The sequence below is a fragment of the Aromatoleum toluvorans genome (assembly GCF_012910905.1).
In the GTDB taxonomy this organism is placed as follows: Bacteria; Pseudomonadota; Gammaproteobacteria; order Burkholderiales; family Rhodocyclaceae; genus Aromatoleum; species Aromatoleum toluvorans.
Map to the genome: position 1 here is coordinate 1 of NZ_WTVN01000060.1, position 13,637 is coordinate 13,637.

At 66.4% G+C, this 13,637-nt stretch carries 16 protein-coding genes, 1 pseudogene and 1 riboswitch; of the genes and pseudogenes, 4 read left to right on the plus strand and 13 right to left on the minus strand.

All coding sequences use genetic code 11. From position 1 onward, the window contains the following. Positions 1-38 precede the first annotated feature (38 nt). On the minus strand, positions 39-632 hold the full coding sequence (locus tag GPA22_RS21565; RefSeq protein WP_169258134.1) for an HD domain-containing protein: 594 nt from the start codon (positions 630-632) through the stop codon (positions 39-41). 58 nt (positions 633-690) lie between these two features. Further along, positions 691-1,899, minus strand: coding sequence for an NO-inducible flavohemoprotein (gene hmpA, locus GPA22_RS21570; protein ID WP_169258135.1), 1,209 nt, complete (start codon positions 1,897-1,899; stop codon positions 691-693). Positions 1,900-2,023: 124 nt separating this feature from the next. Here hmpA and GPA22_RS21575 point away from each other — a divergent pair, with 124 nt between their 5' ends. Then, the gene (locus GPA22_RS21575) at positions 2,024-2,452 is read left to right on the plus strand and encodes a PAS domain S-box protein (protein WP_169258136.1); all 429 of its coding nucleotides are present in this window, start codon (positions 2,024-2,026) and stop codon (positions 2,450-2,452) included. Positions 2,453-2,500: 48 nt separating this feature from the next. Here GPA22_RS21575 and GPA22_RS21580 read toward each other — a convergent pair whose 3' ends face one another. From GPA22_RS21580 to GPA22_RS21615, 8 genes are all read right to left on the minus strand, one after another. Continuing rightward, positions 2,501-3,214: a TonB-dependent receptor gene (locus tag GPA22_RS21580; RefSeq protein ID WP_169258137.1), complete on the minus strand. Its 714-nt coding sequence runs from the start codon at positions 3,212-3,214 to the stop codon at positions 2,501-2,503. A 122-nt stretch (positions 3,215-3,336) separates the two neighbouring features. Further along, positions 3,337-3,606: riboswitch (cobalamin riboswitch) on the minus strand. 121 nt (positions 3,607-3,727) lie between these two features. After that, entirely contained in the window at positions 3,728-4,543 is an 816-nt protein-coding gene (gene kce, locus GPA22_RS21585) for a 3-keto-5-aminohexanoate cleavage enzyme (RefSeq protein WP_169258138.1), read from the minus strand. A 7-nt stretch (positions 4,544-4,550) separates the two neighbouring features. Further along, positions 4,551-4,949 carry a 3-aminobutyryl-CoA ammonia lyase gene (kal, locus tag GPA22_RS21590; protein WP_169258139.1) on the minus strand — a complete coding sequence of 133 codons (399 nt, stop codon included), beginning with the start codon at positions 4,947-4,949 and terminating at the stop codon, positions 4,551-4,553. Between the two features lie 94 nt (positions 4,950-5,043). Then, on the minus strand, positions 5,044-5,796 hold the full coding sequence (gene kamE, locus GPA22_RS21595; RefSeq protein ID WP_169258140.1) for a lysine 5,6-aminomutase subunit beta: 753 nt from the start codon (positions 5,794-5,796) through the stop codon (positions 5,044-5,046). A gap of 1 nt (position 5,797) precedes the next feature. Beyond that, on the minus strand, positions 5,798-7,345 hold the full coding sequence (gene kamD / locus GPA22_RS21600; protein WP_169258141.1) for a lysine 5,6-aminomutase subunit alpha: 1,548 nt from the start codon (positions 7,343-7,345) through the stop codon (positions 5,798-5,800). A 211-nt stretch (positions 7,346-7,556) separates the two neighbouring features. Continuing rightward, positions 7,557-8,636, minus strand: coding sequence for a lysine 5,6-aminomutase reactivase subunit KamB (kamB, locus tag GPA22_RS21605; protein WP_169258142.1), 1,080 nt, complete (start codon positions 8,634-8,636; stop codon positions 7,557-7,559). Beyond that, positions 8,629-9,666, minus strand: a complete 1,038-nt coding sequence (gene kdd / locus GPA22_RS21610; protein WP_169258143.1) for an L-erythro-3,5-diaminohexanoate dehydrogenase — start codon at positions 9,664-9,666, stop codon at positions 8,629-8,631. Before kdd ends, kamB begins: the two co-directional genes overlap by 8 nt. A 9-nt stretch (positions 9,667-9,675) precedes the next feature. Further along, positions 9,676-10,857 carry a KamA family radical SAM protein gene (locus GPA22_RS21615; RefSeq protein ID WP_169258144.1) on the minus strand — a complete coding sequence of 394 codons (1,182 nt, stop codon included), beginning with the start codon at positions 10,855-10,857 and terminating at the stop codon, positions 9,676-9,678. Between the two features lie 164 nt (positions 10,858-11,021). Between GPA22_RS21615 and GPA22_RS21620 the strand changes: the two genes are divergently transcribed. From GPA22_RS21620 to GPA22_RS21630, 3 genes are all read left to right on the plus strand, one after another. After that, the gene (locus GPA22_RS21620; RefSeq protein ID WP_169258145.1) at positions 11,022-11,453 is read left to right on the plus strand and encodes an Lrp/AsnC family transcriptional regulator; all 432 of its coding nucleotides are present in this window, start codon (positions 11,022-11,024) and stop codon (positions 11,451-11,453) included. 68 nt (positions 11,454-11,521) lie between these two features. Then, positions 11,522-11,767 (plus strand): type II toxin-antitoxin system Phd/YefM family antitoxin, encoded by a 246-nt coding sequence (locus GPA22_RS21625; RefSeq protein WP_169258146.1) that lies wholly within the window; start codon positions 11,522-11,524, stop codon positions 11,765-11,767. Then, positions 11,757-12,050: a type II toxin-antitoxin system RelE family toxin gene (locus tag GPA22_RS21630; RefSeq protein ID WP_169258147.1), complete on the plus strand. Its 294-nt coding sequence runs from the start codon at positions 11,757-11,759 to the stop codon at positions 12,048-12,050. The genes GPA22_RS21625 and GPA22_RS21630 overlap by 11 nt, the downstream gene beginning before the upstream one ends. A gap of 261 nt (positions 12,051-12,311) precedes the next feature. Here the strand turns inward: GPA22_RS21630 and GPA22_RS21635 are convergent, their stop codons facing one another. The 3 genes and pseudogenes from GPA22_RS21635 to GPA22_RS21645 all read right to left on the minus strand — a co-directional run. Further along, positions 12,312-12,602, minus strand: coding sequence for a type II toxin-antitoxin system RelE/ParE family toxin (locus GPA22_RS21635; protein WP_169258149.1), 291 nt, complete (start codon positions 12,600-12,602; stop codon positions 12,312-12,314). Between the two features lie 2 nt (positions 12,603-12,604). After that, entirely contained in the window at positions 12,605-12,877 is a 273-nt protein-coding gene (locus GPA22_RS21640; RefSeq protein ID WP_169258148.1) for a type II toxin-antitoxin system ParD family antitoxin, read from the minus strand. 53 nt (positions 12,878-12,930) lie between these two features. Then, positions 12,931-13,637: pseudogene (locus GPA22_RS21645) on the minus strand (class I SAM-dependent DNA methyltransferase); the annotation flags it as partial.

The following is a 13,637-nucleotide window of genomic DNA, read 5'->3' on the forward strand; positions in this document are numbered from 1 at the left end:
CCCCCTCCCACCCCCCGCGCGGGGCTGCGGTACTCCCGCTACGACTCCTGCGGCGGCTCGCGGAAATGCTCTTCGGCGAACTGCGCCGCGACCGTCCACAAGGCCGGCGCCCCGCCTTCGATCGGCGGACGGCAGCGCGACTTCACCTGTTCGAGCGTGACCTCGCACTCGACCCAGGTGCCGCCGTCGGTCGCAGCGTTGTGCAGCATCGGCTGGAAACGGTCGAGTGCCTTCGCGAACTTCGCATCGTCGCTCTCGGCCGCCTCAAACTCGAACCACAGGTCGCGGAACTCGGCGGCCTGAGCGTCGGGCAACAGGCCGAAGATGCGCTCGGCGGCGAGCCGCTCGCGTTCGGCCTGCCCGGCGTGCGTCGAAGGCACATGGAAAGGCACGTCGCCCGCGTCGATCTCGACGATGTCGTGGATCAGCAGCATCTTCACCACGCGCAGCACGTCGACCGTCCCGGCGGCATGCCCGGCCAGCACCAGCGCGTACAGCGCGAGGTGCCACGAATGCTCGGCGCTGTTCTCGCGCCGCGAGCGATCGATCAGCGGCGTGAGACGCACGATGCCCTTGAGGCGGTCGATTTCCCGGAGGAAAGCGAGCTGACGTTCGAGGTCGGACGGGTTCACGGTGCTGCGGACTCCGGAAAGCTGCGGGGGGACGAGTCTAGCAGAGCGGCGGGCGGTCTCACGGCGCGCCGACGAGCTGGTCCGGGCCGAAGACTTCGTAGTGGATCCGGTCGGCCGGCACGCCCCAGGCGAGCAGCGCGTCGCGCTGCTTCAGCATGAAGGGCAACGGGCCGCACAGATAGTAGTCGGCCTCGGCGAGCTCGACGCGATCGCGCACGCGCTCGAGATCGACGACGCCGTCGAAGTGGTAGTCGCGCCCGGCGACATCCGTGGCGTCCGGCGCGTCGTAGAACACGACATGCTCGACGTGCGCATGCTCGGCGGCGAGCTGCTCGACGTGCCCCTTGAGCGCATGGACGCGGCCGTTGCGCGCGCCATGGACGAAGATCGCGCGCCGCTGCGTCTGCGCCAGCGCGTTGAGCATGCTGATCATCGGCGTCAGGCCGACGCCGCCGCTGACGAGCACCACCGGCGTATCGCGCGCCTCGTCGAGATAAAAATCGCCGTAAGGCGGCGACAGGCGGATGCGGTCGCCGACGCTCACCGCGTCGTGCAGGCGGTTCGACACCGCCCCTTGCGGATCCTGCCCCTCGCGCTTCACGGAGATGCGGAAGTAGCCGGTGTTCGGCGCGTCGGACAGGCTGTACTGGCGGATCTGCTCGTGGCCGAGTTCGGGGATGGGCAGCACGAGGCTCACGAACTGCCCCGGCACGAAGGGCGGCAGCGCGCCGCCGTCGGCCGGGCGCAGGTAGAAGGACGTGATCAGCTCGCTCTCGCGTTCCTTGCGCTCGACGACGAACTCGCGCCAGCCGCTCCAGCCGCCGGGGGTCGCCGCCGACGCGCGGTACAGCTCCGCCTCGGCGGCGATCAGCACGTCGGCGAGTTCGCCGTAGGCCTCGCCCCACGCGGCGATGATCTCGTCGGTGGCGGCGGCGCCGAGGACTTCGCGGATCGACGCGAGCAGGTGGCGGCCGACGATCGGATAATGCTCGGCGCGGATGCCGATGCTCGCATGCTTGTGCGCGATGCGCGAGGCGACCGGCGCGAGCGCGGCCGGGTTCTCGATGTGCTGCGCATAGGCGAGCACCGCCTGTGCCAAGGCCTGTTGCTGCTGTCCGCCGGCCTGGTTGCCCAGGTTGAAGATGTTCTTCAGTTCGGGCTCGTGCGCGAACAGCCGCGCGTAGAAATGCGTCGTCAGCGCCAGGCCGTGCGCCTGCAGTGCGGGAACGGTTGCGTGGACGAGTTCGATGGTGCGTGGTGAAGCCATTGGGGGGAAAATCCTATAAGATTCATTTTATAGTCTGCTTTCGCAGCGCGAGAGTACACGCTTGCCCCTGCGGCAGCAAGCGGGCAAGACGGTCGTATCCCTCCCAACGAACCGGGGACTCCGAATGGAAGACAAGACCCAGGAAACGCTACCGCTGGCGGAGCGGATCCTCGACGAGATGGCCGAGGCGCTCATCTACGCCGACCGCGACGGCATCATCCGGCGCTGGAACCGCGCCGCGGAAACGATGTTCGGATACCCCGCGGGGCACGCGCTCGGCCAGTCGCTCGACCTCATCATTCCCGAGAATCTGCGAGCGGCACACTGGCGCGGTTTCAATGCGGCGATGCTGAGCGGCGCGACCCGCCTGCACGGCCGGCCGACGCTGACGCGTGCATCGCACCGCTCCGGCAGCCGGCTTTACGTCGAAATGAGCTTCGCCCTCGTCGCCGACGAAAGCGGTACGGCGGTGGGTTCGGTCGCGGTCGCCCGCGACGTCACCGAGCGCGTCGAACGCGAGAAGGCCGAGGCGCGACGCACGGCAAATCCCTGAGCGCGCACCTCGGCCCGTCGATCGACGAGCGCCCGCGTGGCGCGGCGCTCAGAACTCCCAGGCGAATCCGGCCTGGCCGAAACTGCGGCCGTCGCCGCGCCCGATGGCGCCCGACACCTTGAGGCCGGGCCGGATCTCGTAGCGCAGGCCGACTGCCCGGTCGGGGCGGGCGTGCTCGGCACCGAAGGTCTCGAGGGTAAGCTGCAGGCGGTCGGCGAGGGGGAATTCGTAACCGATGCCCCAGGTACCCGCGGTGCTGCCGTTGCCGTCGGCGCGAACGCGCTCCGCACCCAGGTTGAGGTGCAGGACCTGGTCGTTCTCGAAGCGATAGGATGCGAGCCCGGTCAGGGCGTAGCGGCGTTCGGTGAATTGCTCGGGGGTCTCGGGATCGACGCGGGTGCGGCCGAAATCGAGGCGAGCGCCGAGCGACCAGCCCTTCTCGTTCTGGAACGGCACCCACTTTGCGCCAAATCCGTTGCTCTGCAAGTGCGTTTCGCGGTGGGTACCGCCCTCGCGCTCGCGGCCCGCGCCGACTTCGAGTTCGAGCGCGTCGATGGGGCTGAAGCCGAAGACGAGTTCGCCGCCGTGCGTGCGCCCGTCCCGGGTCCAGGCGCCTTCGATCTTCGCGCCGCCGCGGTCGAGGGTGCCGGCGTCATCGACGTTCATCGGCGCTTCGGCGTGCGCGAGTGATGCCGCCAGCAGGCCGGCAGCCAGCGGCGAAATGGATGCGAACGAAAGGAAACGGTGTTGCTTGGCTTGCATGATCAGACTCCACGGTCGGACCATCCGCTTTGCGAAGACGACGAGCCATGCCCGCAGGCCACAAGCCTTGCCGCCCCTGCACCCCGCAGATGGTCTGTTGCAAACGCCATCGGCCAGGGGCCGACGACCTCATGCAACAGGCCGGTCTCCGGGCTTGCAAGCGGAGTCTGGAGACAGGCTCCCGGGGCATCGCCTTCCCGGATCGTCCGCGCGCGTCTCGCGACGCCACGTGGCGGTCCAGTGGCTGGCCGTTCGGGCTGAACGGCCGTGATGCACCTTTGCTTGCTTACCGTTGCGGGGGCAGCCAGGGCTTTGCGGCAATGCCGCGCACCCTGTTCCCGTTTAACCCGAACCGCCGACGCGGCCCGGGCACCTGTTGCGTCCCGATCGGGGCAGTCATTCTGCCAACACGACCGGGGAGCGGCATTCTAGCAGGCTTGTTGCGAATCATTTCCTTGATTGAAATGCGGCAACGAGACCGCGACCGCTCGCATGCATGCCATCGGCACAGGCTCAGCGCGCAATCGCCAGCAGCGCGCGCGCATCGTCCGGCGTCGCGACCGGCCGCTCCATCTCGCGGGCGATGCGCGCGATGCGCGCGACGAGCTGGGCGTTGCTCGCCGCGAGCTCGCCCTTGCGGTACCACACGTTGTCCTCGAAGCCCACGCGCACGTGCCCGCCGAGCGCGATCGCCATCGCCCCGAGCGGCAACTGCGCCGCGCCGATGCTGGCGACCGTCCACGTCGCCTCCGCCGGCATTTGCGAGCGCAGGAACATCAGCGACTCGGGCGTGCCGGCCATCGCGCCCGGCACGCCGAGCACGAAGTCGACATGCACCGGGCCATTGACGATGCCCTTCTTCAGCCAGCGCTGCAGGCTGTGCAGCATGCCGGCGTCGAAGATCTCGAACTCGGGTTTGACGCGCAGTTCCTGCATCGTGCGGAGGAAGTGCGCCATCTCGGCCGGCGGGTTCAGGAACACGTCGTCGCCGAAGTTCACGGAGCCCATAGACAGCGTCGCCATCTCGGGGCGCAGCTCGACCGGCGCCAACCGTTCGGCGGCGCTCATGCCGACGGCGCCGCCGGTCGACACTTGCACGATCACGTCACAGCGCGCACGGATCTTGTCGATGATCTCGGCGTAGATCGCCTTGTCCTGCGTCGGGGTGCCGTCGGGCCTCCGCGCGTGGACATGCACGATGGCCGCGCCCGCCGCGGCGCACTCCTCGGCGGCAAGCGCGATCTCGTCGGGCGTGATCGGTAGCGCGGGCTGCTGTTCGCGCGTGACTTCGGCGCCGGTCAGCGCCGCGGTGATGATGAGTTTTTCCATGGCGTGCTCAACGCACGTTGCGCTGGCACTCCGCCGGCACCACGCAGGTGCCGGACGCGCGACAGACGACGATCGGTTCGGCCAGCACGTCGCAGGCCGATGGCTGGCTCGCGATGCCGGCCGGGACGATGACCTTGCGCGCCTCGAACTCCATCTTGCGCGAGGTCTTGCCCATAGCCACGATGCGGCCGGTGGCTTCGATGAAATCGCCCGCGCGCACCGGGGCGAGGAATTCGACGCTGTCGTAGGCGACGAAGAGGCCCTCGTCACCGTCGCTGCGGATCAGCAGTTCGGTCGCGACGTCGCCGAAGAGCTGCAGCATCCTGGCGCCGTCCACGAGCTCGCCCGCGTAGTGGGCGTCGTGGGCGCTGATGCGCAGGCGGATGAGGCTGGTAATGTCAGTCATGGTGTCTCCTTGTAGGGCGGAAAAGCCGAAGGCGCCTTCCGCCGTATGTGCTTGAATAACCGCTGCGTGGCGGGATGCGCTGCGCTTTCCCGCCCTACGTTCCATTGCGCTTGATCCATTCGTTGATCGCGAAGGACGCGACATCTTCGGCATACGACTTGGTGCCGAAACCGGCGTCGTAGCCCAGCTCCTTCGCGAGTTCGTGCGAGATGCGCGGGCCGCCGACGACGAGGATCACGCGGTCGCGGATGCCCTCGGCTTCGAGCAGGTCCGACAGGCGCGTGAGGTTGTCGAGGTGGATGTTCTTCTGCGTGACGACCTGCGACACGAGGATCACGTCGGCCTGTTCCTCGATCGCGCGCGCGACGAGCTCCTCGGAGTCGACCTGCGCCCCCATGTTGATCGCACGCACTTCGTGGTAGCTCTCCAGCCCCTTGTGGCCGTTGTAGCCCTTCATGTTCATGATCGCGTCGATGCCGACGGTGTGCGCATCGGTCTCGATGCAGGCGCCGAGGAAGACCATCTTGCGGCCCATCTTGTCGGCGATCAGCGCGTTGATCGCGTCCTTGTCGAGCGTCTCGAACTCGGGCTTCGCGACCTTGATGCGCGAGAGGTCGACGCGGTGCTTGCACTGGCCGTACAGCACGTAGAACGAGAAGCCCTGCCCCATGTCCTCGGCGTGCACGACGGCAGGCTCGTCGAGCCCCATCTCCAGCGCGAGCTGGCGCGCGGCTTCCTTGGCGTTCTCGTCGAGCGCGACCGGCAGCGTGAAGGAAAGCTGCACGCGGCCGTCGTTCATCGTGTCGCCGTAGGGTTTCACCCAGTTTTCGGTGGTCGTTTGGCTCATCTCAGTTCGCTCCCGCCAGCATCAGGTCCGGGAAGGGGTTGTAGTAGTCGGCAGCCTTTGCGATCACGCCGTCGAGACCCTTGCCGCCGTCCATCGTGCGCGAGATGTCGGCGAAGGTGCCGCGACCGATCGCCGCGGGCAGGCCGATCTTCTCGATCTCGGCGAGGATGCCGACGGTCTCGGCGAGCACTTCCTGCGCACGGGACTCGATACGCCCACCGGCCCTGAATTCAACTTCTTCATGCAGGTCGCGCATCGTGCCGAACACGTACTTCGCGTTCTGGATCGCGAGGAAGCGGTCCTGGATGAAGGGCGTGTGGATCGCCTCGGTCATCATCCCGAGGAGGTGGATGTTCTGCCCGGTGAGCGTGCTGACGACGTTGAACAGCGCGTCCTGGATGTGGCCCTTGAAGACGTTGCCAGTCATGTGCTTCGTCGGCGGCATGTACTTGAGGCAGGCTTCGGGGAAGACCTGGCGCACGAGCTGGGCGTGGGCGACTTCCCACAGGAAGCCGTTCTCGAGATCCGGGTTGATCTCGAAGGCGTGGCCGAGGCCCATCTGATCGGGCTTCAGGCCCGAGATGTAGGCGAACTGCTCGTTGATGAGTTGGGACGCGAGCACGGTGTGTGCGGCATCGAACGCGTCGGCGGTGGTCAGGTAATTGTCCTCGCCGGTGTTGATGATGATGCCGGCGTAGGCATTGACCATGCGCGAGAAGAACTGGTCGATGAAGGTGCGCTTCATGTTGATGTCGCGGAAGATGATTCCGTACATCGAGTCGTTGAGCATCATGTCGAGACGCTCCATCGCGCCCATCGCCGCGATCTCGGGCATGCACAGGCCCGAGCAATAGTTCGTCAGGCGGATGTAGCGGCCGATCTTCGCCCCGACCTCGTCGAGCGCGGCGCGCATCAGGCGGAAGTTCTCCTGCGTCGCGTAGGTGCCACCGAAACCTTCGGTGGTCGCGCCGTAAGGGACGTAATCGAGCAGGCTCTGGCCGGTCGAGCGGATCACGGCGACGATGTCGGCGCCCTGCTCCGCAGCCGCTCGGGCCTGGACGATGTCCTCGAAGATGTTGCCGGTCGCGACGATGAGGTAGAGCCAGGGTGTGTGCGCCTCGCCGACCTTTTCGATCTGCTGCGCACGCACGGTGCGTTGGGTGGCGATGTGGTCGCACATCTTTGCAGCGATCGCTTCGGCGGATTTGCGCGCGGTCTTGTCGTTCTTCGGCGCGGCGAGCACGAGCTTGCCGGCGGCGACCGCTTCGGCGACCTGCTGCGCGGTGAGGCCGTGCTCGTCCATCGCTCCTGCAACGACGGCGGCTGCGCCGTGCGGAAGCAGGCTCTGTTCCTGCAAGTGCGCGACGAGGCGGTTCGGCAGCGGGATCTGGTTGTCGTCCACGCCATCGACGCCCATCAGGCGCAGCGTCGCGCGTTCGACGGTGGTCGTCGTGAACTGGCTCATGTCGTCGAACACGCGATGCGCGATGCGGCGCGCCGACTCGCGCGCGCGATCGATCTGGCCCTGGTCGAGGTTCAATTGGGTCATTGGAGAACTCCTTCCTGCATCATCAAGGCGGCAAAAAATATGCGAGGCTTGCTGGGGCACCGTGTTCCTCCCCCTTCAAGGGGGAGGCTAGGAGGGGGATGGGTTTCCGTCGAAACTCACCGAGGCTTGTACGAGCCCCGTCCGAAACCCATCCCCACCCCAGCCCTCCCCTTGAAGGGGAGGGAGCGACCGTGCTGCACTCAAGCTGACTTCACGTAATTGACTGCCGTGTTAATAGGTGCTCCTCACGCATCACGTCGGCGACGACGTGATCGGGGAAGGCCCGGCGTGCCGCGTCGAGGAAGTCCCCGGCGTCGAAGCTGCCGCCGAGCGGCGAAAACGGGTTGAGGGTGATGCCGGCGATGCGGATGCGTCGGAAAGCCGCGAGCCGCGCGCCCGTCGCGGTGAAGCCCGCGACGTCGTTCGCATCGACGAAAAGCTTGGTGCCGTCGGCGACTACAACCGTCAGGCCGGGATGGCGCGCGGCGAGAGCCTTCAGCGCGTGCCATAGCGCACGGCCGACCGCCCCGCTGAGGGCGATCGTCGCGGGTTCGGGCAAACCGAGCAGCGTCGGCGCGGCATTCAGCGTCGGGATGCGAGCGTCGAACACCGTCTCGCCCGCGCGGTTCCACACGCCGATCCCGCCGTGCCCGAAGACATGCTCGCAACGCGCGGCCAGCGCGTCATCCGCGGCCGGAATGCCGAGGATCGCGAGCCGGTCGCGCGTCTTGCGGATCACGTCAGCGATGCCGCCGCCGATCGCCGCCCCCGTCGCAAGCACCACGCCGTCAGCGATCGCGGGCGACGCGTGATGGCTGCGCCCGAGTGCGCCGTCGAGCAGCACCAGCGCGCAGCCGCAGCCCTTCAGAATCGCGATCACCTTCTGCTGATCGGAGCTGCGCGACGCGCCGGCGATCTCCATCTCGCCGTGGTCGAGCGCACGCACGATCAGGATCTCGCCCATCGGGCTGTCGATGGCAGTCGCGCCGATCTGCTTCCAGCGCACCTTCGCGCGCAGCAGCGTGTCACGCGCCGTCGCGACGAGGCTGCCGGGCCACACGAGCACCGGCGGCTTCGGGATCGAGAACACCTGGTCGCGATCCTCACCGTCACGGCCGATGGACGTGATGCCGACGCTCGTGCCCTGGGCGTGCGCCTGCGCGAGGAGATGATTCAGGCACACCGTCTTGCCGGTGTTCTTCGTCATCCCCATCACCGCCAGCGTCGTCATGCCGGCGGCGCGGATCTCGCGCCACAGCGCGCTCCCGGTCATGGCGGCGGCCTCAGACATAGAGCGTCTCGAAGAGATGCCGCAGCGCCGGCGATTCACGCAGCAGTTCGAGCGCGAGCACCGCATGGCCCTTCGCGTAGCCGTTGCCGACGATCATCTCGACGTCCTTGCCGACGCCTTCGGCGCCGAGCGCGGCGGCGGTGAAGCTCGTCGCCATCGAGAAGAAGTAGATCTTCCCGCCGTCCTTCGTCGCGAGGATGCTGCCCATCTCGGTGTTCGGGATGTTCACGCAGTTGATGACCACGTCCGCCATGCGTCCGCCAGTGAGCTCGGAGACGGCCTCCATCATCGCCACCGCGTCGGTCGCATCCGCCCGCAGCGCATGATCGACCCAGCCGAGCTCGCTCATGCGCCGGCAATCCTTCTCGAAGGGGGACACGCCGATCACGCAGCCGGTCGGTCCGGCGCGCTTCTTCGCTTCATAGACGCACAGCGTGCCGGACTTGCCGCCCCCGCCGACGACCACGACGGTGTCGCCGGGACGCACCAGACGCGCGGTCTGCGCCGGCGCACCGGCCACGTCCAGGATCGCCAGCGCGACCTTCTCCGGGATGTCGTCGGGCAGCTTCGCGTACAGGCCGGTCTCAAACAGGATCGCCTGTCCGTCGATCTCGATCTGGTCCTTGTCGGCATGCACTGCGCGGACTGCATCGATGCGCAGCGGCGTCAACGACAGCGACACCAGCGTCGCGATCCGGTCGCCCACCTTCAGGTCGATCTTGCCGACAAGCTTCGGCCCGATCGCCGCGACGCGCCCGATCAGCATCCCGCCCGAACCCGTCACCGGGTTGTGCATCTTGCCGCGCTGGCCGACGATGTCGCGCACGATCGCGGAGATGCGGCCCGTGTCGCCGCCCGCCTCGGTCTTGATCTGCGTAAAGCTCGCGGCATCGACGTTGAGCGCAGAGACGTCGATCAGGATCTCGTTGTCGCAAATCTCCATCGCGTTGTCGATCTTCCACGCGCCTTGCGGCAGCACGTCTTGCGGCTCGACGACGCGGTGCGTGCCGTAGGGGGAACCGTGCTTCATGGCCCCTCCTTACGCGCGGCTTTGCGACGGAACGCGGAAGTCCAGCCCGAGGCCCGGCATCTCGACGGTGTCGCCCTTGTAATTGCGGCACTTGATCGTCGTGCCCTGGCCGTCGCGCCGGATTTCCTCGGTGACGTAGGTCGGGATGATCGGCAGCTTACCGAGACCGCCCAGGCCATCGACGACGAAGGTCGGCACCGCCGGACCGCTGATCCAGCCGCGGATGCCTTCGTACAGTTCCAGCATGCGGTGGTAAGGCACGATGAAGTGGTGCGCGCCCTCGACCATGTCGGTCGAATAGACGTAGTACGGCCGCACGCCCATCTCGATCGCCTGCATGAAGAGCTCGCGCAGCACGTCGACGTCGTCGTTCACGCCCTTCAGGCACACCGTCTGCAAGCCCATCATGATCCCGGCCTTCTGGATCAGCTTGACCCGCTCGCGCAACAGCGGCGTGATTTCCTTCGGGTGGTTGATGTGGATATTCGCCATCTGCACGCGATGCTTTTCCAGGATCGCGCATAGCTCCGGCGTCACACGGGTCGGCAACTGCACGACCATGCGCGAACCGATGCGCAGGAAGCGCACGTGCGGCGCGCGTTCGCGGATCGCGCCGAGGATGTAGTCGAGGCGCTCGTCGTCGAAGGTCAGCGGATCGCCGCCCGAGAGCAGCACGTCGTCGATGTCCTTGTTGCTCGCGATGTAGTCGATCGAGCGCTCGATCTCCTCCTTATGCACCGAGCCGGCCGGCTGCGACACCATGCGCTTGCGGGTGCAGAAGCGGCACAACGTCGAGCAGGTGTTGGACACGAGGAAAAGCACGCGGCGCGGGTAGCGATGCACGACGCTCGTGCCCGGGACGGTGTCACCCTCCTCGCCCAGTTCGTCGAGCAGGGTGTCGAAGCCCGGCTTCTGCTCCTCGTGGCGCGAGGGGAGGTACTGCAGGCGGATCGGGCAGTTCGGATCATGCGGATCCATCAACTGCGCCATGTAGGGCGTGATGGACACCGCGAACTTCTCGTACACGGTCCCGTTCACGTCCTCCATGTTGTTCAGGACGTCCTTCAGTTCGGAATGATGGGTGTAGCGGCGGGCGAACTGCTTCTGCCAGGACTCGGAAGCCGGGTCGTAGGCTTCCAGTTCGGCGCGGGTGCGCAGCACGCGCGGGGAGATCGCGACTTTTTGCAGCATTTTCCTGTCCCTTTGTTCGTCGTTATGAATGGCCGCAGGGGCCTGACGAAGACGAGTTTAGGGACGGGCTGCGCCGGCCTGAACAGGCAGAGTGCCTTTGAATATGCCGTCAAATCAGTCAAAATGACCGTCAATCAGTCAAAGTGACTTATGCGGAAAAAACCATGGACGAACTCGACCGCCAGCTCATCGAACTGCTCAAGGTGAACGCCCGCCTGCCCGTCGTGAAGATCGCGCAGGCGCTCGGCTGCGCGCGCAGCACGGTGCAGTTGCGCCTGAAGGCGCTGGAAGACTCGGGAACGATCAGCGGCTACACGGTCAGCGTGACGAAGCCGCAATCGACACGTTCGATCCAGGCGATGGTGCTGATCTCGATCGAATCGAAGAACGAGCCCGACGTCGTGCGCGCGCTGCGCAAACGCCACGAGATCACCAAGCTCTACTCGATCAGCGGCCGCTACGACCTGTGCGGCATGCTGGAAACGGAAACCACGCACGAACTCGACGCGGTGATCGACCGCGTGCGGGCGATCCGGGGCGTGGTGGACACCTTCTCGACCATCCTGCTGTCGACGAAGCTCGACCGGCCGGGCTGAAGCGAGCCTCCCGCATTGTCGCGCTATATTTGACATCAATTCAGATGTCTTTTTAGTCGAGATTCCTGATGGACAAGATCATCGCCAACATGACCGTGAGCGTGACCGAGCTCAAACGCAACTTCGCCGGCATTCTCAGGGAAGCCGAAGACTGTCCCGTCGCGGTTCTGAACCACAACCGGCCCGAAGCCTATCTGCTCTCGGCCGCACATTACGAGCGGCTGATGGCTTACCTCGAAGACCTCGAAGACGCCCGCCTGGTGCGCGAACGCGCCGACGGACCGTTCGTCGAGGTCGGCCTCGATGACCTATAGGCTGCGCTTTCACGAACTCGCGCTGCAAGAGTGGAAAAAGCTCGACGGCAGTCTGCGCGCGCAGTTCAAGAAGAAACTGGAAGAACGCCTGAACAACCCGCGCGGGGCGTCTGCGGCGCTCTCGGGCATGGTGGACTGTTACAACATCAAGCTGAGAAGCGCCGGTTACCGGCTCGTCTATCGCGTCGACGAGGATGTCGTCTTCGTGACCGTGATTGCCGTCGGGCGACGGGACCGGAGCCAGGTCTATTCGGACGCAACGAAGCGGCTCGAACACGAGTAAGGGCACGGGAACAAGGGCAGAAAACGAAGTTTCGGCGCGGCCAAAAGCGTAGCGCCTACCTCCGTATATGCGAGCCGGAGTCGGCCTCCGGCCCATCCACCCCGCGTTCCTCAGCACCAGGCCTCGTGCACCGGAAAATCCCGCAGGCCGATGAAACGGTCTTCCGAACTGAACGCGCAGCGCGCATAGGCGTCCTGGCAGTCGGCCAGATCATGGGGTCAGGAATTCCATTGATGCACCGGCGACGCCATACGCCTCTGTTCAAAAGGCGATCTGCTGAATGTCCCGGGCATGGTGTAGTACGCGTAGCACCGTAATGCCTCCACGGTCGGCAAGATAGAACAGGATGTAAGGCGTCGCGGTTGGCCAGGAACGGACTCCGGCAGCAAGTTCTGGGCGTAGACGCCCCATCAGCGGATTCGACAACAAGGAGCTGGCCTCCTGCTCGATAGCATCGAGCACGCGGTCGGCCGCGACCGGGTTCTCTTCGGCAATGAACAGCCAGGCTTCCAGCAGATCGGCCTGCGCGCTCGCGGTGTAAAGCACGCGCACCGTCAATCCCTCGCCTTCGCCTTAAGAGCAGCCCGGCCGCGGGCCTTGATCGCGTTCATGTCGACGGCACCGACGCGGCCGGCATCGACGTCGGCCATGCCTCGGGCAATATCCGTCTTGAGGGCGGCGAGACTCACGGCCTGCACCGATTGATACGCTTCGAAAAGGCGCAAGGCCTCGCGGATGACCTCGCTCGCGGAGCCGTACAAGCCGGAAGCCACATGCTCGCGCACGCGGTTTTCGAGTTCGGGGGGAAGGGAGACGTTGAGGGACATGGCTACCTCCGTGATGTCAGACTTTGCCATTTTGTGCCACTGCAAACGCATTGTCACCCCTGCAGCCGGTACGCCTCGCCCTCGCGCTGCACCATACCCAGCTCTTCCAGCGCCTCGACCACCGCGAGCACCGCCGCTTTTGGCGAGCGTTTGAACTGCGCGGCGATCGCCTCCGCGGGCAGGCTCTGGCGGGCGAGCGCGGCGCGCACGGCGGCGACCTGTTCGCGCATGTTCTTCGGCCACGTGGCCTTGCCGTTCAAGGCGGCGGGGACGGCTTCGGCGGCGGCGGCCTCTTCCACGAGTTCGGCTTCGAACTGCTGCGGCGCGGCGGCTGCGCCGGGGTTCTGGTAGTCCGGGCGCAGCCAGCGCACCAGGCCGCGCGCTTCCTCGGCGGCGCGCCGGGCGTTGAGCTCGACGAGGCGGCGCAGGAGTTCTTCCTCGGCTTCCGCTTGCGCCTCCGGCTTGTCCGGCAGCGGGGTCGTCGCGCCGGGGCGGCCGACGAGCACCTCGGCGAGGTCGTTCCAGCCGTAGGCGTCGAACACCGCGGCGTCGAGCGCGTCGTGCAGCTCGCGCAGCACCGACACCAAGCCCTGTTCGTGGATCGTTTTGTCCTTGGCGCCCAAGGGCTCGCCGCTGCGCAGCTTTTCGAGGACGTTGTACATGCCGGTCAGTGTGAGATCCGGGTGCTGCGCCTGCTGGCGCTTGCGGTGGGCGTCGAGCTGTTCGGCAAGGTCGCGGATGCGGGCTTGCTGGGCGGGGG

What these genes read in the sequence shown, in the direction of transcription:
- GPA22_RS21625 (WP_169258146.1), top strand. Translation starts at nt 11,522, where the DNA reads ATGGACAAGATCATCGCCAACATGACCGTGAGCGTGACCGAGCTCAAA.
- hmpA (WP_169258135.1), bottom strand. Translation starts at nt 1,899, where the DNA reads ATGGCTTCACCACGCACCATCGAACTCGTCCACGCAACCGTTCCCGCA.
- kdd (WP_169258143.1), bottom strand. Translation starts at nt 9,666, where the DNA reads ATGAAGCACGGTTCCCCCTACGGCACGCACCGCGTCGTCGAGCCGCAA.
- GPA22_RS21630 (WP_169258147.1), top strand. Translation starts at nt 11,757, where the DNA reads ATGACCTATAGGCTGCGCTTTCACGAACTCGCGCTGCAAGAGTGGAAA.
- GPA22_RS21640 (WP_169258148.1), bottom strand. Translation starts at nt 12,877, where the DNA reads ATGTCCCTCAACGTCTCCCTTCCCCCCGAACTCGAAAACCGCGTGCGC.
- kce (WP_169258138.1), bottom strand. Translation starts at nt 4,543, where the DNA reads ATGGAAAAACTCATCATCACCGCGGCGCTGACCGGCGCCGAAGTCACG.
- GPA22_RS21615 (WP_169258144.1), bottom strand. Translation starts at nt 10,857, where the DNA reads ATGCTGCAAAAAGTCGCGATCTCCCCGCGCGTGCTGCGCACCCGCGCC.
- GPA22_RS21575 (WP_169258136.1), top strand. Translation starts at nt 2,024, where the DNA reads ATGGAAGACAAGACCCAGGAAACGCTACCGCTGGCGGAGCGGATCCTC.
- kamE (WP_169258140.1), bottom strand. Translation starts at nt 5,796, where the DNA reads ATGAGCCAAACGACCACCGAAAACTGGGTGAAACCCTACGGCGACACG.
- kal (WP_169258139.1), bottom strand. Translation starts at nt 4,949, where the DNA reads ATGACTGACATTACCAGCCTCATCCGCCTGCGCATCAGCGCCCACGAC.
- kamD (WP_169258141.1), bottom strand. Translation starts at nt 7,345, where the DNA reads ATGACCCAATTGAACCTCGACCAGGGCCAGATCGATCGCGCGCGCGAG.
- GPA22_RS21620 (WP_169258145.1), top strand. Translation starts at nt 11,022, where the DNA reads ATGGACGAACTCGACCGCCAGCTCATCGAACTGCTCAAGGTGAACGCC.
- kamB (WP_169258142.1), bottom strand. Translation starts at nt 8,636, where the DNA reads ATGTCTGAGGCCGCCGCCATGACCGGGAGCGCGCTGTGGCGCGAGATC.
- GPA22_RS21580 (WP_169258137.1), bottom strand. Translation starts at nt 3,214, where the DNA reads ATGCAAGCCAAGCAACACCGTTTCCTTTCGTTCGCATCCATTTCGCCG.